Source organism: Paenibacillus sp. RC21 (assembly GCF_044907935.1).
Classification (GTDB): domain Bacteria; phylum Bacillota; class Bacilli; order Paenibacillales; family Paenibacillaceae; genus Paenibacillus; species Paenibacillus terrae_A.
This window is the reverse complement of record NZ_JBIYCS010000002.1, coordinates 183,815-201,104: the sequence shown is the minus strand read 5'-3', so window position 1 is coordinate 201,104 and position 17,290 is coordinate 183,815. Positions and strand designations below refer to the sequence as shown.

Annotated in this window: 18 protein-coding genes; 11 read left to right on the top strand and 7 right to left on the bottom strand. The window is 50.4% G+C overall.

The annotated features are described in order from the left end of the window. The 8 genes from ABIA61_RS06025 to thiE all read left to right on the top strand — a co-directional run bounded on the left by ABIA61_RS06025 (nucleotide 1) and on the right by thiE (nucleotide 6,609). A complete protein-coding gene (locus tag ABIA61_RS06025; protein WP_283657120.1) occupies nucleotides 1–729 on the top strand; it encodes a DnaD domain protein in 729 nt (242 codons plus the stop codon). 290 nt (nucleotides 730–1,019) lie between these two features. Further along, nucleotides 1,020–1,508 carry an RNA polymerase sigma factor gene (locus ABIA61_RS06020; protein ID WP_283652212.1) on the top strand — a complete coding sequence of 163 codons (489 nt, stop codon included), beginning with the start codon at nucleotides 1,020–1,022 and terminating at the stop codon, nucleotides 1,506–1,508. Further along, nucleotides 1,505–1,975, top strand: coding sequence for a hypothetical protein (locus ABIA61_RS06015; protein ID WP_404580475.1), 471 nt, complete (start codon nucleotides 1,505–1,507; stop codon nucleotides 1,973–1,975). The genes ABIA61_RS06020 and ABIA61_RS06015 overlap by 4 nt, the downstream gene beginning before the upstream one ends. Nucleotides 1,976–2,065: 90 nt before the next feature. Next, entirely contained in the window at nucleotides 2,066–3,331 is a 1,266-nt protein-coding gene (locus ABIA61_RS06010) for a multi-tm2 domain protein (RefSeq protein WP_404580474.1), read from the top strand. Nucleotide 3,332: 1 nt separating this feature from the next. Next, nucleotides 3,333–4,115, top strand: coding sequence for a hypothetical protein (locus ABIA61_RS06005; RefSeq protein ID WP_283652210.1), 783 nt, complete (start codon nucleotides 3,333–3,335; stop codon nucleotides 4,113–4,115). Nucleotides 4,116–4,127: 12 nt separating this feature from the next. Further along, nucleotides 4,128–4,739, top strand: coding sequence for a flavin reductase family protein (locus ABIA61_RS06000; protein ID WP_404580473.1), 612 nt, complete (start codon nucleotides 4,128–4,130; stop codon nucleotides 4,737–4,739). Between the two features lie 363 nt (nucleotides 4,740–5,102). After that, a complete protein-coding gene (gene thiD, locus ABIA61_RS05995) occupies nucleotides 5,103–5,972 on the top strand; it encodes a bifunctional hydroxymethylpyrimidine kinase/phosphomethylpyrimidine kinase (protein ID WP_404580472.1) in 870 nt (289 codons plus the stop codon). Then, a complete protein-coding gene (gene thiE, locus ABIA61_RS05990; RefSeq protein WP_404580471.1) occupies nucleotides 5,959–6,609 on the top strand; it encodes a thiamine phosphate synthase in 651 nt (216 codons plus the stop codon). The genes thiD and thiE overlap by 14 nt, the downstream gene beginning before the upstream one ends. Before the next feature lie 176 nt (nucleotides 6,610–6,785). On the opposite strand, the gene ABIA61_RS05985 is transcribed toward thiE, so the two are convergent. From ABIA61_RS05985 to ABIA61_RS05955, 7 genes are all read right to left on the bottom strand, one after another. After that, a complete protein-coding gene (locus tag ABIA61_RS05985) occupies nucleotides 6,786–7,436 on the bottom strand; it encodes a methylthioribulose 1-phosphate dehydratase (protein ID WP_404580470.1) in 651 nt (216 codons plus the stop codon). Next, a complete protein-coding gene (locus ABIA61_RS05980; protein ID WP_404580469.1) occupies nucleotides 7,437–8,114 on the bottom strand; it encodes a 2-hydroxy-3-keto-5-methylthiopentenyl-1-phosphate phosphatase in 678 nt (225 codons plus the stop codon). It abuts the gene before it with no gap. After that, entirely contained in the window at nucleotides 8,111–9,322 is a 1,212-nt protein-coding gene (locus ABIA61_RS05975) for a 2,3-diketo-5-methylthiopentyl-1-phosphate enolase (protein WP_404580468.1), read from the bottom strand. The genes ABIA61_RS05980 and ABIA61_RS05975 overlap by 4 nt, the downstream gene beginning before the upstream one ends. Continuing rightward, nucleotides 9,319–10,185 (bottom strand): pyrroline-5-carboxylate reductase, encoded by an 867-nt coding sequence (gene proC / locus ABIA61_RS05970; protein ID WP_283652203.1) that lies wholly within the window; start codon nucleotides 10,183–10,185, stop codon nucleotides 9,319–9,321. The genes ABIA61_RS05975 and proC overlap by 4 nt, the downstream gene beginning before the upstream one ends. Nucleotides 10,186–10,224: 39 nt before the next feature. Continuing rightward, nucleotides 10,225–11,517: a glutamate-5-semialdehyde dehydrogenase gene (locus tag ABIA61_RS05965; protein WP_404580467.1), complete on the bottom strand. Its 1,293-nt coding sequence runs from the start codon at nucleotides 11,515–11,517 to the stop codon at nucleotides 10,225–10,227. Nucleotides 11,518–11,535: 18 nt separating this feature from the next. Continuing rightward, entirely contained in the window at nucleotides 11,536–12,636 is a 1,101-nt protein-coding gene (gene proB / locus ABIA61_RS05960) for a glutamate 5-kinase (RefSeq protein WP_404580466.1), read from the bottom strand. Nucleotides 12,637–13,003: 367 nt separating this feature from the next. Further along, nucleotides 13,004–14,185 carry a pyridoxal phosphate-dependent aminotransferase gene (locus ABIA61_RS05955; RefSeq protein ID WP_404580465.1) on the bottom strand — a complete coding sequence of 394 codons (1,182 nt, stop codon included), beginning with the start codon at nucleotides 14,183–14,185 and terminating at the stop codon, nucleotides 13,004–13,006. Between the two features lie 176 nt (nucleotides 14,186–14,361). Here ABIA61_RS05955 and ABIA61_RS05950 point away from each other — a divergent pair, with 176 nt between their 5' ends. From ABIA61_RS05950 to ABIA61_RS05940, 3 genes are all read left to right on the top strand, one after another. After that, complete coding sequence (locus ABIA61_RS05950) at nucleotides 14,362–15,180, top strand: carbon-nitrogen family hydrolase (RefSeq protein ID WP_404580464.1); 819 nt, start codon at nucleotides 14,362–14,364, stop codon at nucleotides 15,178–15,180. A gap of 32 nt (nucleotides 15,181–15,212) precedes the next feature. Beyond that, nucleotides 15,213–16,493, top strand: coding sequence for a helix-turn-helix domain-containing protein (locus ABIA61_RS05945; RefSeq protein WP_404580463.1), 1,281 nt, complete (start codon nucleotides 15,213–15,215; stop codon nucleotides 16,491–16,493). A gap of 236 nt (nucleotides 16,494–16,729) precedes the next feature. Then, nucleotides 16,730–17,149, top strand: coding sequence for a hypothetical protein (locus ABIA61_RS05940; protein ID WP_404580462.1), 420 nt, complete (start codon nucleotides 16,730–16,732; stop codon nucleotides 17,147–17,149). Nucleotides 17,150–17,290 lie beyond the last annotated feature (141 nt).

Here is a 17,290-nt window from a genome sequence, read left to right as displayed (position 1 = left end):
ATGACCGGATCATTCGACAAGACATCAGCGGCAGAGTGGGCGGAGGGAGTAGCCTTTGCTATGGAAGCCGGAATGGTCCAGATTCCCTACTCCCTGCTCAAGCATTACCGGACGCTTCGGCTGACAGATGGCGAAATGCTTCTGCTTATGCAGTTGCTTGCTTTTAAACAAGCCGAACGTAATGAATTTCCAACCTGGGAGCAATTGCAGGCCCGTATCGGATGTACAGCGAACGAAATCGGGCTCTATTTCAGCAAGCTGATGAAGGAGGGTTTTCTGCGGATTGATACTGTGGAAGACCGCAACTCGTCCGTGCAATTTGAACGCTACAATCTAACGGGGCTGTACCGTAAGCTGGCGGAATGTATGATACCCGAGCGCACGGAGCAAAGCGATGATGATGATATTTTGTTTGCTGGAAAACCGGATGTGCTGAATGGGATATCAGAGTCTCCGCCTTTGGAGGAACGGAATTTGTTTACGATTTTCGAGAAGGAATTCGGCCGACCGTTGTCACCGATGGAATACGAGACGATCACCAGTTGGGTGGATCAGGATCGGTATCTTGAGGAGCTGATTTTGCTGGCCTTGAAGGAAGCGGTGTTTGCAGGGAAGGTGCATTTCCGGTATATTGACCGCATTTTGCTGGAATGGAGCCGAAACCGTGTCCGTAATGCACAGGATGCAAAGGAATACGCTCAGCGTTTCCGTGGGAGCGGACGCAGCTAAAGCGATAGACTGAGGTTTTCAGGCAGCAGCAAGGCTTACATTAAATGCTTGCTTAAAGTGACTAAAAAGTTAAATGAATACAAGTAAAATATTTGAGCAAACAGCAGCTTAGCGATAGAGGACACGCTACTCCGTGAGGAGGGTGTGTCCTTTTTTAAATATTTTTTTTCGAAATATGCAGGGGGAGTAAATTCTCCGGCGTCTATAGTATTGGGAAGGGGGAGAGCGTCATTGATATAGAGAGAATCATTGAACGAATACGGTCTGGTGACCGGCAGGCGTTCCGTGAGATGGTAGAGCTGTATAGCAAGCATGTGTATCATGTGGCCTATTCGGTGCTGCATGATAGCAAAGAAGCGGAAGATGCCGCGCAGGAAGCGTTCGTTCAGGTGTATAAGTCTCTCCCCCAGTACCGGAACGAAGGTTTTAAAACGTGGCTGACCCGAATTGCGCTCCACAAAGCGCTGGATATCAAGCGCAAACAGGACAGGCGGCCCGCAGAGCTGATAGATGTGGCAGAAACCCTCGTTCAACTCCCTTCCCGGGATGAGGATGTGCTGGTCCGTCTGATCCGCGAGGAACGAAATGTGGAACTATCGCAAAAAATCGCCCAGCTGCCCCAGCAGCATCGGGATATTATCCAAGACTATTATATGCAGGGCAAAACCTACGATCAAATTGCAGAAGAGACGCAAGTAGCCTTAAAAACAGTAGAGTCCAGACTCTACCGGGCACGGCAGTGGATTCGAAATCACTGGAAGGAGGAGGAATGGCAATGACTGACCAACATGATAAACTGTGGACTAAAGGGCAGATGAATGACTGGCACGCTTATATTACAGGAACTTGCACGACAGAGGAATCTGAACGGCTGGAAAAGCTTCTGCTGGAAGATGAGCAGGCGCTGGCCTTATATCTTGTTGCAATGGAGCAGCTGGAGTCGACATTGGAAGATTGTTTTGCCTGGATGGATACGGAACGCTTCACAGATCAGGTAATGGCTGCTCTTCCCGATAAGGAAGCAGAAGCAAGTCAAGCTACCCTCAATAAACGCCGCTGGTTTGAAAAACCTGTGTTTCACTATGTAATTGCAGCAAGCCTGACGCTAATTCTGCTGTCCAGTGGTGCTTTTGACAAAATGATGCCGCAAACCGGTGGTAGGCCCGTTCCTCCGAAAGAACGCGTCTCTTACAGTGAAGAGGTCATGCGGGCTACGACAAGCTGGCTGGACAAATTAAAGCCCTAAAATAAATTAAAGTGACAGATAAAAAGGTTTAATTCAAACCTTCAGATGAGGATTTAATCAAAATCCCAAGATTAGAGAGGAAGTGTATCGGTGCCTTATACGGAACGAAGCAAGCTTCTGGCATTTCTGTTGAACATCATTCCCGGTGTGGGACACTATTACTGGACCAGAAAAGCCAATGCGTTTGTATACACCATTTTGTTTTTCGGATGTCTGGCGGGAGGAATATTTTTTTCGGTGGTTTCAAGCGACGAAATGCCTTTATTGGCCAGTATGTTTGTTGCCGCTCTTTTTTGGGGGCTCAGTATGCTGCATATCATTATTAGCTTGTTGCGTTATGATCCTCGTGCAGTCGCTGCTCCATATCCCCCTCATGCAGGCCCCAATCCATATGGCTTTTACTCTCAAAGTAGGCCTTATGGAGATGCAGGTTTAACGGGAGAGGTACCGGAGGGTGCAACAGACGCAGATACGGATGCACCGAGAGCAGAGATGGGTTATGGTGCAGGCTATAACTATTATGAACAAGGACACTACGGTGTGGCAGGATCGCCTGCTTTTCAAAAAGGATCGGACAATGAACGTTTTTTCACCATATTGCTGTCGTTCATCCCAGGATTGGGACACCTTCATTTGGGGCTGATGCAGCGTGGTTTGTCTTTCCTGATGTCCTTCTTTGGCTTTGGAGCGATTCTCGTTTTTATTTCCAGCATTACAAACGAATCGGGATTTATGGCGTTTGCGGGCGTGCTGCCGATCATATGGCTGTATTGTATGTTTGATGCGGTGCAGCATGTACATCGTAAACAAGCGGGAGAAATTCTTCAGGATCGGACTTTATTTGAAGAACTGGAGCATGGAAGAGTCGAGGGGCGGCGTAGCAAAATGCTGGCTACCATTCTATCGGTATTTCCCGGGGCGGGACATATGTATATCGGTCTGCAAAAACGTGGTCTTCAGCTGATGCTTCTGTTCTTAGGCGGCATTTACATGCTGGATGTACTGTATTTGTCCCTCTTTTTGTTCCTGATCCCGGTGGTCTGGTTTTACAGCTTTTTTGATGCATTGCAGCAAGTAAGCCGTTATGGACGGGAACCGTTGATTGACAAGCCTGTGATCGGTATGTTTGCACAATATGACCGCTGGGTAGGTTTGGGGTTGCTATTGCTGGGTGCCTATTACATCTTGATCAACGTACTTGTTCCTACTCTGGATCGTCTGTTTCCGAACGGAGAGATTTATAATTTGGTTGACATGTATCTACGGACGATTATCGTATCCTTATTGTTGATTGGCGGTGGTATTTGGATGATGATCGGTAATTCCAAATCTAAACGGGTAAAGGAGAAACAATAGGATGGATACTGAGTTTTCAAAGAGTGAGGCTCCCTTTAAGGGAGTCCATCATCCTCATAGCGATACAGGAGGCTCTACAGGTATATTGGGTACATCAACCAACAATAGCAGCTCCTCCAAAACACCAAACGCCCCGGCAGGGGTTTGGAAGGTCGGAAGACTGTCGATGGGACTTTTTCTGGTCTTGTTGGGAGGAGTAACGTTTGCCTCCAAGTTTTGGGGAGCGGGCATATTGGATCAGGCGTTGACGTGGTGGCCTGTCGTTTTTGTTTTGCTGGGACTCGAAATTTTAATGTATACGGCGTGGAAAGGGACACGTGAGCGCATCCGTTATGATTTGTTCAGTATGTTTATTACAGCAGTCCTGGTTTTTTGTTGTATCGGATTTGCTTTGGTCAGTTCACTGGGACTTACTTCGCAAGTCAGGGATATGATGAGCTCGGTTCAGGAAACAAGGGTCCTTCCTGATTGGCATGAAAAATTGCCTGCCGGAGTGACCAAGGTGATCGTGCAGGGTGAGAATCCCTATGCGGTCAAAATTGACGCAACTACCTCACCAGAGGTGCATGTGTTCGGAAGTTATGTCTATACAGGCAACGAGGATGAATCAAAAGGACAGGAGCTGTATCAGACAAAGCATATCGGAGATACGCTGTATGTGCTACTGAGCCAAATCCCGACACGTTATATGCAGCCCCAGCATCAGCTCGACGTTACGATTGCTGTACCCGAAGGGATTACGGTTACCTTGCGCGATAATCAGGGAAATGTAATTGAAAAATAGGAGGGGAAAACAATGATATCACTAAATCCTGATACACTTACAGGGCGTGAAAATTATAAGCTGTTAACCGGAAGCATTATCCCAAGACCAGTAGCCTTTGTGACGACACTGAGCAGTGAAGGGGTACTTAATGGTGCGCCGTTCAGTTATTTTTCCATCGTAGCTTCCGAGCCGCCGCTTCTGTCTGTGTCCGTGCAACGTGTCGATGGGGTGTCCAAGGATACAGCACGTAATGCGATGGAGCAAAAGGCCTTTGTCGTTCATATTACGGATGAGGACAATGTGGGCGCGGTGAATGTGACGGCTTCCCGTCTGTCGCCGGAGGAAAGTGAAATCACACTAGCCGGACTTACGCCGATAAAAAGCACAAAAATTGTGGTTCCTGGCGTGGTTGAAGCGAAAATACGCATGGAATGTGTCCTGGAGCAGGCGATACCGCTGGGGGGCACAGAGGGCGCACCTGCCTGCGATCTGCTGATCGGGCGCGTGGTGCAGTATCATTTGTCCGAGGAAGCGTATCAAAATACATACATAATCGCCAAGGAGCTGCGTCCGGTGAGTCGTTTGGCCGGAAATGATTATGCAAAGCTGGGAGAGCAATTCAGGCTGGAGCGTCCCCAATAGGGGACGTTGCTTTTTACAGCATAAAGGGTTACGATTATAAAAAAATAGCACGGGAGCCTGCGGAAGCAAGCTGAGAGTACGACTAATCTGTCGTAGACCGTATGAACCTGTTGGATAATGCCAGCGCAGGGACCTTAGTGTAGGAACACTCTGCTTTTGCATAGTGTTTTTTTTGTTGTTTTATACACTTGAGCATGTGCATGCTGAAAACCATAGCTCTCGGCTGGAAAGAAGCGCAGGCTCCTGTCATCAAAGGAGCAGGGTTCGCTTGATATTGAAATTCATTTTACTTTATACCAAAAATCAGATTCAGGATGAGCGGCAGAATTGGAAGCGGCAAGACGTTGTCAGGGGGCCACAACTATGACCCATACGGTGTACAAAGCATTGACCATTGCAGGCTCGGACAGCGGAGGGGGTGCAGGCATACAGGCTGATTTAAAAACCTTTCAGGAGCTGGGCGTGTACGGCATGTCTGCCCTGACGGGAGTTACTGCTCAAAATACACGCGGTGTACAAGCTGTTCATCCTGTCCCTGTTGCCATGGTAGAGGCTCAATTACAGTCCATAGGTACGGATTTATCGCCTGATGCCGTTAAAACGGGTATGCTCGTAGGGGCTGAGGTCATTCGTCAGGTAGCCGCGCAAATTCGCCAGTTCCGATGGCCTAATGTTGTCGTAGACCCGGTAATGATCGCTAAGGGCGGAACTTCTCTACTTCAAGATGAGGCAGTGGAAACGCTAAAATCGTATTTGTTGCCGTTGGCGAAGGTAGTCACCCCAAATTTTCCGGAAACAGAGGCGTTGACAGGCTTAACCCTCTCCAGTCGTGAGGATGCGAAGGAAGCGGCTCGAATGCTGGCTGATTTGGGGACCAGCTACGTAATCATCAAGGGAGGGCATAGCGCGGAAGAGGAACGGTCCATGGATTTGTTGTTCGATGGGCGCGATTTTACTGAACTGGACGGACCAAGAATTCATACCCCGCATACCCATGGAACGGGCTGCACCTTTTCAGCGGCGCTGGTGGCTGGATTGGCGGCAGGACGAAGTGTACCCGAGGCGGCGCAGACGGCCAAGGCTTTTATACAGGCGGCGATTGAGCAGGGCTTGGGTATCGGAAGTGGGCATGGGCCGACGAACCATTGGGCATGGAACGCACGCTGGACAGGAGAAGGAGCGTTTGTGTGGAGCAGGGCAATGAGGGAGGAACGAAGCGATGCCAAGAGTTGATATAGGGTGTATGCGGGAGCATCTGCGTCTTTATTTGGTCATGGGCAGTGTGAATTGCGGCCGTGATCCGCTGATGGTTTTGGAGGAAGCGTTGCAGGGAGGTGTGACCCTTTTTCAATTGCGTGAAAAGGGTGCGGACTGTCTAACGGGAAGTCGCTTGCACGAGTTTGCTCAAGCAGCAAGGAGGCTATGCCATCAGTATGATGTTCCATTTCTCGTCAATGATGATGTCGAGCTTGCCTTGGCAGTGGATGCAGACGGCGTCCATCTCGGACAAGATGACGAGCCTGCAGGCCGCGTGCGCTCCCGAATGGGCGACAAAATCATCGGCGTATCGGTACACAGCCTAACGGAAGCAGAGCAGGCGGTACGCGCTGGCGCTGATTATGCGGGCGCAGGGCCGATGTTCCCGACTCGTTCCAAGCTGGATGCACATCCTGTGCAGGGACCGGAAATGGTCCGCAGGCTACGTGCAGGTGGTGCAAGCCTTCCGCTGGTAGGCATTGGCGGCATTACAGCGGACAACGCAACAAACGTCCTACAGGCAGGAGCAGATGGCATAGCGGTCATTTCAGCCATCTCATGGGCAGAAGCCCCACGTGAAGCTGCACAAAGTCTGAGAAGCATCCTGAAATGATCAAATGAATTCAATAATGATACAAAGGCAGTCGGGACTTTTGCTTCACGTCCAAGGCTGCTTTTCTATTAATAAAAAGAGAACGCTCCCCTGCTTTCGCTGGGGCTACGTTCTCTGCATTCAATTTGCACTTTTCAATTAAAGCAGGCGCACATGTAGCAAGTCGCTCTTCATAACTAAGGTCTCAGCAGCAGCGAGCGGTACGTCACTTCAAACAAAAATTCAAACGCCTCCAGATGCTTTTTAGCCTCAAACACATCACGCCCCCACGCATAAATGCCGTGGTTACGCAGCAAAATTCCTGGCACCTGATCATTCAGCACACCCGGCACCAGCTTGGCAATCGAAGCAATATCCGCGTAATTCGGCAGCACAGGAATGTCAATCGCAGCATTTTCCTCCCAAATGTTAAAAGCCTTAATGAGTTCAATGCCTTGCACAGGTACAGAGCCTTGTTCCCCGTAGTATTCAGAAATGAGATTGTTGAACACCGTATGCACATGGAAAACGGCTCCGCAGCCTGTCAGACGGTAAATTTCGCAATGAATCAGCGTTTCGGCGCTTGGCTTGAGGTTTGTGGCTTCTGCCGCTTTTCCGTGCTGGTCCACGAACAGAAAATCTTCCGGTGTCCGCTTGGTTTTATCCTTGCCGCTGGCAGTAACTGCAAAATAAAATTGTTCAGGATGAAAATCCCCGATCCGTATCGACAAATTGCCGCTCGTGCCGGGGAACCAGTTGCGAGATGCGAATAGCTCCTTGACATCAGCGAGTTCTTCCAGTGCGCGGCGTTTTTCTTCCAACGTAATGTCTGCCAAGCTATAGCTCATTTACAGCACCCCTTGCTCCTGTTTTTGCTTTAAATCCTTAATAATGTCGTCAAATGTTTCAAAGGGCACATGTGGTACGCCCAGCTCCTGACACTTTAAAGTCAGGTGCGAACGGGAGTACACGAGGTCAGCAATTTTGGCTCCTTCAAAATCCGTCAGGCTGTCCCCGATCAAAATTCGTTCGTACTGTTCGGCAGGGTACTGACGAATTACAGTTGTTTTGCACATACCGCAATCGTTTGTACACGACTCCTGACAGGGATGAGGCCACGTAATTTCAATATGATCGCCGGAAAAATCGGCTCCATTGCAGTAAACGTGATCCTGTGGAATGTCGAAAGGCTTCAGCAGTGGATCAATAAAGAAATCAATACCACCGCTGGTGACAAAAAATTCAATATCCTGTTCCCGTACATAGTCCAAAAAACGGGCAAAGCCCTCGCGTATACCAGCTTGTCCAAGTACATAAGAGATGATTTCATCTTTTTGCGTCGAGGGCATCAGAGCGAACATCGCACCCACGCCTTCACGAATGGACGTCTGTCCGTTCACGATATCATGTATGATGGCCTCACAGCCCGCAGGCTGAAAATGCTTCATAATGGCGACAATATTGTCGCTGTTCGTAATCGTCCCGTCAAAATCGCAAAAAATGACGGGCTTCTTCGCTGTACTCATCGTTCACCTCCCCACATGTCGAGCGCGGATTGCAGTTCGGGGTGCGTGCGGGCGTATTCCGCCAGCGGCACAGCCTGACGCACAGCTTCAATCGCCTGCACAAAGGCGCGTCCGCCTGCTTCGGTGCCGAGCGGATGGCCGTGAATGCCGCCCCCGGCGTTCACGACAACATCTGTGCCAAAATCACGCACAATTAACGGCACCAGGCCGGGGTGAATCCCTGCGGATGGCACAGGCATGCTGGCCTTTAGCGGCAGCTCAGGGGTGATCAGCTCATCGCGGATCGCCATGTTTTCCTCACGCGGCATCGTAACCGAGCCGTAAGGAGAAGGGAAGAGCACGAGGTCGGCTCCTGCCAGTCGCATGAGCTGACCGAGCAGCACCGACGCCGAAATACCATAATGCGGTGACGGATAAGCAGCACCCGCCAACGAAGGGTGGGCTGCAATCGGCACCGAGATAGCGGGATCGCTGCTTAGTTCATGCAGCACATCATAGCCATAGGCCAGCACGTTGAACAGCAGGGCATTTGCGCCTGCGTCGATGGCCTTGAGGGCTTGCGCTTTGAGCTGAGAGGTTGGTCCAGTTAAATTAGCTGCATATAGCAGCTTTTTACCGGTTTCACGCTCAGCCGCTTCGGCGGCTTTGATGCAGGCTTCGACGCGTTTTTCAATCGGCGTCAGCGCATTTTCAAACAAAATCTCGTCGTCCTTGATCAGATCGACGCCGCCCAGGGCTTGTCGGGTAAACTGCTCTCTCAGCTCGTCCAGATTAAGGCCAATCACCGACTTGAAAATGCTCATTAATAGTGGACGGTCATATACCCCGAGCTGCTCACGCAAGCCGCTGATGCCAAATTTCGGCCCTGGAAAAGCAGAACGGAATGCTTCCGAGAAGCCCAGCTTCGTCAGCTTGATACGGCCGTCCATCGAAATTTTGCCGAAGACCGTCACCAGCAGTGCAGGAATGTCCCGGCTGAAATTCACATCCGGGTAAGCAATGGTCAGGTCGGCATATCGTTCACCTGGCCCTCCATCGTGAACGTCCACAGCTTGAACTGAGCCGAGATGCTTTTGCATTGCGTCCCGCTTGGCTTGGGGAAGCTCGGTCCAGCTGCCCACCGTCATGCCGATGGCAATGGATTGGGCCTTTGTGTTAAAGTCGGCTTTGTCATCGTATACCCGGTAGGTCGCCAAGCAATAGCTCATTCAATTCCCTCCTTTAGTACAGCTCCCATCTCACGGGATCGTTCAGCACAACGTTGTACCGCCGCAATGACCGTTTCGTAGAAATCGCCTTTGTCCAGCCTTTCCAACGCGGCTACCGTCGAGCCGTTGGGCGACATGATTTTGTGGCGCAGGGCAGAAGGCTCCTCCCCGGTTTGTTGTACCATGCGTGCCGCTCCAAGTGCCGTTTGCACTGTCAGTTCGTGCGCTTGCTCAGGAGTCAAGCCACCACGGATTCCCCCAGCAATCATGGCTTCCATCAAGTAGTAGACATAGGCAGGGCCGCTTCCGGAAATCCCGGTCAAAACATCCATTTTCTCTTCTTCTATAACTGTTACCGTACCTACAGATTCGAATATCGTAAGTACGTTTTTACGCTGGTCTTCACTAATCTCCTTGGAAAAGCTGATGCCTGTTGCTCCCAGTCCAATCGAACTGGATGTGTTCGGCATCGTCCGGGCGATGGGCTGCTTGCGGCCAAGCAACGTCTGCATCGTACGAATGGATAGTCCAGCGATCACCGAAATGATCAACTGCCCATCTGACAGGAGCGGACCGAGCTGTCCAAGGGCTTGTGCAGCATCCTTGGGCTTCATGGCAAGCACAATCACGGGAGAACGGCGCAGCAGATCGATTTTGGCGGCATCCTCGGTTTGGAACAACACCCCATATTGCTGTTGAAGTTCCTCCAGGCGTGCCTGATTGCTGCGGTTGATGACCGTAATCCCGCCACGTTTCACAACGGAACGGGCCATCATCCCGCGGATAATAGCCTCTGCCATCGAGCCTGCTCCGAAAAACGTAATTTGCTCTTGAATTAAAGCCTTTGTTTGTGATTCACACATGGTTTCATAACCTCCAAGGATACGGATTGATAAATGATATTATTCCCTGATTTGTCCAGTACCGTACACACGATATTTGGTTGAAGTCAGCGCAGGCAGTCCCATTGGACCGCGGGCATGTAATTTTTGTGTACTGATCCCGATCTCGGCACCAAATCCAAACTCAAAGCCATCCGTGAAGCGGGTGGAGGCATTGTGATACACGGCTGCCGCGTCCACTTCTTGCAGAAAACGTTCGGCATGGGCTTTATCTGCGGTCACAATACACTCCGAGTGCATCGTACCGTACCGGGCAATATGCTCCAGCACTTCGTCCAAATTGTCTACTACCTTGATGTTCATAATGTAATCATTATACTCGGTGCCATAATCCTCTTCCGTGGCTGGAACAGCCCAGGGAGCCAGTTCCCGTGTCCGTGCGCAGCCGCGCAGCTCGACCCCAGCTTCACGAAAACGTTCTGCCAAACTCGTCAAGTGTGCTTGTGCATAATCCGAGTGAACGAGCAGTGTTTCCATGGAGTTACATACCGACGGTCTTTGCACCTTGGCGTTCAGCGTAATCGCCTCAGCCATCTGTGTATCTGCCGTAGCATCCAAATAGGTGTGGCACACGCCAGCTCCGGTTTCAATAACAGGCACAGTGGAATTTTGAACAACATTTTGAATAAGCGAGCGCCCGCCGCGTGGAATGATCACATCCAGCAAACCGTTCAGCGTGAGCATTTCGTTGACAGAGGCACGATCTGAATCTTCAATGAGCTGAAGCGCATCGCGCGGTACAGCAGTTGTGTCCAACGCCTGTTGGAGAACTTCAATGATTTTGCGGTTGGAAAACAGGGCAGCCGAGCCACCACGAAGTACAACCGGATTTCCTGTTTTCAGACACAGGCCCGCAGCATCTACCGTCACATTAGGACGCGCTTCATAGATGATGCCGATGACACCTAGCGGCACACGTATTTTCTCAATACGCAGACCGTTTGGACGTTCGATATGCTCCAGCATGTCACCGACCGGATCAGGCAGCTCCACAATTTGGCGTAAGCCTTCGGCGATGGCCCCGATACGGTCCTCGGTCAGCTTGAGGCGGTCGAGCAGCGATTCCGACGTTCCCAGTTCGCGTCCACGCTCTAAGTCGTTTTTGTTCGCTGCAATCAGCTCTTCCGTATGATTTACCAGTGCTTCAGCCATGGCGAGCAGCGCTTCATTTTTTTGTGCTGTCGTCAGTCGGTTCATGACCCCGGCGCTTTTTTTGGCCAGAGTCGCTTTGGCGCGTACTTCACTGAACTGGCTTTCATCTGTTGTGGCTGTGTTCGTCGTTAATTCACTCATGTTACGGCCTCCCCGCATTTATAATGTAATCCATTCATCCCTGTGAATCACCTCAAGGCGGTGAATGGGACCGATTTTGCCCACAACCTCGCCGCTTGGTAATCCTTGTACGCTTCGAAGCTGTCCATCGTCATAATTGACGATGCCGCGCCCCAATACCTTATTTTCCGGCCCCAGCACCTCAACGACATCTCCGGCATGAAAGCTGCCTTCCACACGCCGTACGCCAACGGGAAGCAGGCTATGACCACCGTTCACCAGCGCTTCCTCAGCTCCCTGGTCTACATGCACCGTACCGAGCGGCGTCGACATGAAGCCAAGCCATTGTTTTTTCATCGGCAGGGAAGAAAGGTGGGTGTCAAAATAAGTCCCCGGCCCGTGTCCCTCCACGGCGGCATCCAGATCTCCGTCTGCGTTGACACGTCCCACAAACACAGGTACACCACCGCGTGTGGCGACTTTGGCTGCTTCGATCTTGGATCGCATACCGCCAGTCCCTACGGCTGACCCGGAACCTCCAGCAAATGCATAAATTTCCTCGGTAATCTCGTCGATGCGTTCAAAACGTACGGCGTTCGGATGCTTGCGCGGGTCTGCCGTATATACGCCATCGGTATCTGTGATAATGATCAAATGCTGTGCTTTGACCAGATTGGCAACCAGCGCAGACAGCATATCGTTATCACCAAATTTCAATTCGTCAATCGACACAGTATCATTTTCGTTAAAAATCGGAATGACCTGCTGGCGCAGCAGTTCTTCTACGGTCATTCCAGCATTGTTCATCCGTTTGCGGCTCAAAAAGTCACTGCGTGTCAGCAGGATCTGCGCGCTCACCAAGCCAAAATCCCTAAAAGCCTGTTGATAGGCTTGCATAAGCAGCGCCTGACCTACGGCTGCCGCCGCTTGTTTCTCATGCAGCAGCTTGGGGCGAAACGGGTACCCGATCTCCCGAAACCCGGCGGCGACTGCCCCTGATGTGACCAGCAGCACTTCATGGCCCTTCGAACGAAGTCCGGCGATTTCGCGTGCAAAATAAGCAATGGCTTCCCGATTCAAGCCCCCCTCGACTCCGGTTAAGGAGCTGCTTCCGATTTTAATGACGATTCGTGTTGACAAGACGTCCACTTCCTTAATTTGTACTCTTTTTAATATGAGGATTTTGCAAAATCCTGAATATACAAAAAAACTTTCATCCTTTGTATGCAAAGGACGAAAGTTTGTGCTTCCGCGGTACCACCTTCATTGATGATTCATGATCATCCCACTTGAAACCTGTTAACGGCAGGAACCGCCTGACTGCGCAGGACGCTCGGGGATAGGAGTTGGGAGAGGGTCCAGGTAAATTCTTGCAGCCTATCGGAATTTACTCTCTGAACAGGACGGGTCTCTCTTAATAGTCCCTTCAACGCGCTTAATGATATTGGTAACAGAATACCATGAAAAGGTCGGGTTTGGCAAAGAAGTTGTAGCTGGAAAATACGGCTTAACCAAACAGGTTCAGCTTGCCAATTCGTTCAACCGCCTCGGTCAGTCGAGCTTCCGAGCTTAGCAGCCCCGCCCGCACATATCCTTCGCCGCCGTTACCGAAGCCGATCCCTGGAGCGACAGCCACCTTGGCTTCCCGCAGCAGCAGATCGGCAAAGGAAGCTGAGGTATAGCCCTGCGGCACGGGCAACCAGCTAAAAAAGGAGCCGCTTGGACGCGTCGCCTTCCAGCCAATTTGCCCAAGCGCATCATAAAAAGCGTTGCGGCGCGATTCATAGCGTGCAACCAGCTCGCCCACGCATTCCTGCGAGGACGTGAGAGCGGTCGCCGCCGCTGCCTGAATGCCGCCAAACAGGCTTACATAAATATGATCCTGTAGCAGATTAATCATCGAGATAATTTCGGCATTACCGAGCGCGAAACCGACGCGCCAGCCCGCCATATTGTACGTTTTGGACAGGGTATAAAACTCAATCCCTACGTCCCTGGCACCTTCGGCCTGAAGGAAGCTCACTGGACGTTCGCCGTCAAAGCCGATAGCGCCATAGGCAAAATCACTGGCTACCACAATGCCGTTACGCTTCGCAAATTCAACCGTTTCCTCATAGAAGGAAAGAGGCGCGGTGGCCGAGGTCGGATTATTTGGATAATTGAGGAACATCAGCTTGGCGCGACGGCGGTCTTCCTCGGAAATAGCCTCATAATCGGGCAGAAAACGGTTCTCTTCCTTTAATGGGAGAAAGGACATTTCCGCTTTAGCCAAGACTACTCCAGACCAGTAATCCGGGTAGCCGGGATCTGGAACGAGACATACATCACCGGGATTGAGTAAGACTTGCGGTAGCTGCACCAAGCCTGTTTTTCCGCCAAACAGGATGGCGACCTCGGTTTCCGGGTCGAGCGTCACACCGTAATCCTCCTGATAGCGCTGGGCAACGGCTTCCTTGAGAAAGCCGTAACCGCGAAAAGGCGAATATTTATGATACAGCGGGTTATCCGCTGATTCCTGCAAGGCTTTTACAATATGAGGTGGGGTAGGTGTATCCGGGTTCCCCTGTCCAAGATTAATGACATCATGCCCTTCCGCAATTTCACGATTTACATTTTGTACGAGTGTGGCAAAAAATTGAGTCGGTAACTGCTTCATCACATCAGCGGAAGGAATGGAAAAATTACTCATCATTTCACACGACCTTTTGGAATAGTTTGAGGATTAATTTATCACGATTTAACCAAGTTGTATAGAGGGGATTAAACCTATGCGGTTGCGTGGTAGAGGCTGGTCGGGCTATGATGGGAGAAAATGCCGGACAAGCGCTCACCGGAAGCTCCGGTTCACAGGGAGGATGAACGATTTTGACATATCATGAAGCTCAGCCGTTCAATGTTGCACTCATACAAGCTCATATTGAGCTGGGCAATCCACCGGAAAACCGCAGTCATATTCGTTCGTTAATGGAACAAGCGGTGACAGCCAAATTGAAGCCGGACCTGATTGTACTGCCGGAAATGTGGAACACGGGGTATGCGCTGGATCGCATTCATGAGCTGGCGGATCAGGAAGGAGCGGAAACCCGGGAATGGATATCGGCATTCGCTGCTGCTCATCAGGTGAACGTGGTAGCTGGGTCTATAGCGGAGAAGAAAAGCGACGGTCATGTGTACAATACCATGCTCGTTTTTGATCGGACAGGCGCAGAGGTTGCTTCATATTCCAAGATTCATTTGTTCCGCCTTATGGATGAAGAAAAATATTTGCAGCCTGGCGAGGAAAAGGTTGTATTCACGCTGGATGGAGGGATTCAGGCGGGTGCGTCGATCTGCTACGACATCCGTTTTCCCGAGCTAGCGCGCAGTTTGGCCCTGTCTGGCGCAAATCTGCTTATCGTACCTGCGGAATGGCCACATCCCCGTCTTCATCACTGGCGCACGTTGCTGACTGCACGGGCTATTGAAAATCAAATGTACGTCATCGCCTGTAACCGGGTAGGTCGCAGCGGGGATACGGATTTCTTCGGGCATTCCCTTATTATTGATCCGTGGGGGGAAATTATTGCCGAGGGCGGGGAGCAGGAGGGCATCATCACAGGAACGATTGAGTCAGCCTTGGTGCAGGACGTACGTGGGCGTATTCCAGTATTCGAGGACCGTCGTCCTTCTCTGTATGATCTGTAATTTGGCAACCTTTAATCAGAAAGGAAACGTCCATGCTCAAGGAACGAATTGAATTTTTGTGTAAAAAGAAAAACCTGTCCCGCAAGGAGCTGGTGGACGGGCTGGTGACCCCGGCACATTTTGCGAATATTCTGGCTGACCGTTATCCGTTGGCCGAGGATTTGGCCGAGCAAATCGCTGAGCGTCTGGGTGTAAATCCGTCCTACCTGCTGCGTGTAGACGCAGAGGATGAGGAGACGCTGGTTACAGCGGAAATGATTTTTACGGAGCTGTCCAAGCTGGCTAATCCCGCCACGGAAAGCTTTGTGGATCAGTTGGAGGATCGCAACGACTCGCTTGTGGTGGAGATGACAACCTACTTGATGAAGGCGGTCTATTTTCAGCAGTTAAATGATCCGACGGCTTATGAATACTTGCACCAGTCCTATTTGAATTTTTATTTGGAAAAGTTTGGGCGTTCGGATGAGGTGGAGCTGCCCGCACCGCTGAAAAAAGCAATTTTATTTTATAAAATCCAGTATTTCAGATCCAAAAATCATTATCATGATGTACTGAATAACGTTACACAGCTAAGTCATCTGGTAGAAGAGGGCACGGAAAACTGGCTTAACGCGCAAAATATAACGATGGAGGCCTGCATTCAGGTCAAGCAATTTGATCAGGCGAAGCAGGTATTCGAGCAGACGATGAGAAGGGTGTACGATGATCGGCTTTTTCACCGTTTGACGGGCCTATATGTGGCTTACAGCGGGTATTGCTTTGCTATGGGTTCCGTACAGGAAGCGTTGTTAACGCTGTCTATGGCGGAGGCCAATCTGGTCTATTTGGAAAATGCGGCGGATATGCTTACAACCATCTTGAACAATCGGATTATTATGCTGACGTCGATTGGCGAGCTGGATAAGGCCTTGGAGGAAGTGGCGCATTTTGAAGCGTTGGTTAGCCGGGAGCGGGAGGAAATGCAGCAGCTGATGCGGCCCGTGACACTGGTGTACCGCTGCGAAATTGCGTTTACCCGCAAAAACTGGGGCCTGCTGTCACAGCATCTGGACCAACTGCGCCAAACCAGCCTGACGACGGATCAGCAGATGGGGCTTTATTTCTATGAAAGTCAGTTGGCGCTTGCCAAAGGAGATCAGGACGCTTTTTGGACGCATGCGCTGCAATGCTTGCCTTATTTTGAAGCTTTACAGCATCAGGGTCGGCTTGAACAATTGTATGAGACGCTCGCGGTTGTATCCGAGGACAGTCGTCGCTATAAGGAATCCTCGGCGTATTATCGGAAATTGGTCTATCTTTTACGCAAAAAATAGTCTGAAATCACTCATTTTTCACAAACCAGTTGGCTGATCGGCCGAAAGAATGCTTCAAATCGCGCAAAGTTTTGTGTGAAACGCCCCATTGTTCAAAAATCAACCGGAAAAATACAGGTTAAAGCTCCTGTTTTTCCGGTTTGTTTGTATGCTCCAAAACGTATTGTGATGCCGGATAGGGCCTCATATACTGAATACATAAGGATCGACAATACAAAAAAACGAGGTGCAACCACATGATGAACTTTTTCGGTAAAAAGAAAAAACAAAAGGATGCTTTGGAGCAAGCAGATCAATTGATGAATAAAGGCTTGTCGGGATTGTTTATGAAGGGTTTTGTACCCAAAGAGCATCGTGAGCAGATCAATCAAAGTCTAAATTCGGCAAAGCAGGCTCAAATGGCAGCTAACGGAGGCTTGGCGATGGCGGCGACTGCGGTTGTCATTTCCGTGACAGATACCGGGAAGCTTGTGAATTTTGACCCGATTGTGGTACTCATGCTGGATGTGACGGAAGCCAACGGCAACAGATACCAAAAGACACTGGAAACGCTCGTATCCAAACTGCAAATTCCACGTACAGGTGATACGGTCGGCCTGGGCAGCAATCCGGCTAATCCATCCGAGCTGATTTATATGGGTTTGATCACAGCCTGACCCAAAAAGCAATGGCGACACGTTTAAGGTAACCATACAAAAGGATGTTTTCTCTTCCCAACTATCCAAGTTACAACAGGGAAACATTATAGCGGACGTACAGCAAGCGTTTGGTTCTTCCTGATAAAAAATATTACCCCG

Coding starts and splice junctions, on each gene's coding strand:
- ABIA61_RS06025 (WP_283657120.1), top strand. CDS start 1: ATGACCGGATCATTCGACAAGACATCAGCGGCAGAGTGGGCGGAGGGA.
- ABIA61_RS06020 (WP_283652212.1), top strand. CDS start 1,020: ATGGTAGAGCTGTATAGCAAGCATGTGTATCATGTGGCCTATTCGGTG.
- ABIA61_RS06015 (WP_404580475.1), top strand. CDS start 1,505: ATGACTGACCAACATGATAAACTGTGGACTAAAGGGCAGATGAATGAC.
- ABIA61_RS06005 (WP_283652210.1), top strand. CDS start 3,333: ATGGATACTGAGTTTTCAAAGAGTGAGGCTCCCTTTAAGGGAGTCCAT.
- ABIA61_RS06000 (WP_404580473.1), top strand. CDS start 4,128: ATGATATCACTAAATCCTGATACACTTACAGGGCGTGAAAATTATAAG.
- thiD (WP_404580472.1), top strand. CDS start 5,103: ATGACCCATACGGTGTACAAAGCATTGACCATTGCAGGCTCGGACAGC.
- thiE (WP_404580471.1), top strand. CDS start 5,959: ATGCCAAGAGTTGATATAGGGTGTATGCGGGAGCATCTGCGTCTTTAT.
- ABIA61_RS05985 (WP_404580470.1), bottom strand. CDS start 7,436: ATGAGCTATAGCTTGGCAGACATTACGTTGGAAGAAAAACGCCGCGCA.
- ABIA61_RS05980 (WP_404580469.1), bottom strand. CDS start 8,114: ATGAGTACAGCGAAGAAGCCCGTCATTTTTTGCGATTTTGACGGGACG.
- ABIA61_RS05975 (WP_404580468.1), bottom strand. CDS start 9,322: ATGAGCTATTGCTTGGCGACCTACCGGGTATACGATGACAAAGCCGAC.
- proC (WP_283652203.1), bottom strand. CDS start 10,185: ATGTGTGAATCACAAACAAAGGCTTTAATTCAAGAGCAAATTACGTTT.
- ABIA61_RS05965 (WP_404580467.1), bottom strand. CDS start 11,517: ATGAGTGAATTAACGACGAACACAGCCACAACAGATGAAAGCCAGTTC.
- ABIA61_RS05955 (WP_404580465.1), bottom strand. CDS start 14,185: ATGAGTAATTTTTCCATTCCTTCCGCTGATGTGATGAAGCAGTTACCG.
- ABIA61_RS05945 (WP_404580463.1), top strand. CDS start 15,213: ATGCTCAAGGAACGAATTGAATTTTTGTGTAAAAAGAAAAACCTGTCC.
- ABIA61_RS05940 (WP_404580462.1), top strand. CDS start 16,730: ATGATGAACTTTTTCGGTAAAAAGAAAAAACAAAAGGATGCTTTGGAG.